The sequence below is a fragment of the Streptomyces mutomycini genome, assembly GCF_001700505.1.
GTDB lineage: Bacteria > Actinomycetota > Actinomycetes > Streptomycetales > Streptomycetaceae > Streptomyces > Streptomyces mutomycini.
The window spans coordinates 1-1725 of the sequence record NZ_MAPV01000299.1; the positions used below are offsets into that span (position 1 = coordinate 1).

At 72.9% G+C, this 1725-nt stretch carries 1 protein-coding gene; it reads right to left on the reverse strand.

From position 1 onward, the window contains the following. Window positions 1-1334: sensor histidine kinase (locus BFF76_RS29765; RefSeq protein WP_244167374.1), on the reverse strand; the 1334-nt coding region annotated here is incomplete at its 3' end. Window positions 1335-1725: the final 391 nt, after the last annotated feature.

Genomic DNA, 1725 nt, shown 5'->3' on the forward strand with positions numbered 1-1725 from the left:
CCCCGGGCACCGTTCCCCGCCCCGTGTCCCCCGAGGCTCACCGCCCCGCTTCCCGCCTTGCTCTCCTCCCCGTACGGCAGCATCCCCGCGATCCGGAAGCCGCCGTCCTCGGTGGGCCCGGTGTGCACCATGCCGCCGACCCGGCCGACCCGCTCGCGCACCCCTTTCAACCCCTGGCCGCCGCTGATCTCCGGCGGCACCTCGGGCGCTCCGCCCGGCACGGGCCCGTTGGTGACCTCCACGACCAGGCTGTCCGGTTCGTACCGCAGGGCAAGGCGTATCGGGGCGCCCGGCGCGTGCTTGTGGGCGTTGGTCAGCCCCTCCTGGACGATGCGGTACGCCTCGTGGTCGGCGGCGGGCGCCAACGGCCGCCGGACACCGCTCCGGTCCAGCGACACCACCGTGCCCGCGCCCCGGGACGACTCGACCAGGCCGTCGATGGCGGCGGTGGTACGGGGCACGTACGGCACCGAGGCACCGCCGCCCACCGGCTGCCGCCGGCGCCCCTGGTGCTCCCCGTACTCCCGGTAGGAAATCTCCCCCTGATTCCCCTGGTGGGGCTGATGCCCCTGGTACTGCTGCTCGTTCTGTTGCTCCCGATACTCAGCTTCGTCGTGGAGCACCCCCACCGCCGCCCGCAGCTCCGCCATCGCGGTGACGGAGGCACCCCGGAGGATCCGTACGGCCTCCCGCTGGTTCCCGGTCAGCTCCGGGTCGACCTGGAGGGCGCCCGCGTGCACGGAGATCAGGGCGAGCTGGTGGCCGAGGCTGTCGTGCATGTCATGAGCGATGCGGTTGCGCTCCAGCAACCGCGCCTCGCGGGCCACCATCGCCTGCTCGCGCCTGAGTTGCTCGTTGTTCTGCCACAACGCGTCGAGCAGCCGACGCCGTTGGTCCCGATAGCGGCCGACGAGGGCCGGCACCACGGCCAGGGTCAGGAATGTCACGACGTTCCACCCGAGGGTGACGGGCAGCACAGGAGCGGCCCCCGAGGTGATGTCGTGGTACACGCCCGGGACGGTGTGGAGCACACACGCGGCCCCGAACGCGGCGGCCACCCGCCAGGGTTCCGTGATCCGCCGCCCCGCCGACCAGGCGGCGCAGACCAGCAGCACGGAGGCCATGACATTCCACCCCCCGGCCAGCGGGGCGGAGAGGATCAGGGCGGTCGCGGGCAGCGCGTGGCGCGCGGGCGCCAGCAGGGCCATCGCCCCGGCGAGGAGGACGGTGCGCGCCCCGAACGTGTCCACCCACGCGCCGATGCCCGTGGCGAGCCCGGCGAGGGTGACGGCGAGCACCGCCTCCCCGACGATGCGGGCGGGGCTCCAGAGCACACCGCCGGTCAACCGCCGCCGGAGGCCCCGAACGGCGAGCCCGGCGGAACGTACCCGTCGATCTCCCACATCCGTACCCGCCCTCACATCCACATCCACTTCCCTGTCCGCATACACCGGACCGACGGTAGGCCCCCGGAAGAACGCGCGCATCGGCCGAGCGTCGTGCCACCGTACGACGAAAGTCGACACCTTTCGTCGCCCGGGATCGCGACTTCCGGAGACTGCGCCGGGCCGGTCGTGCGGCCGACGATGGACGGACCAAAACGGGGACACGGGGACAACGGGAGATGCCACATGGACAGCACGGGCACGGAGTCGAATACAGGAACGGGCGCGGAGCAGGACAAGGCCGCCGTCGGCCTCACCAAGGCCACCCCCGCCCCAACCC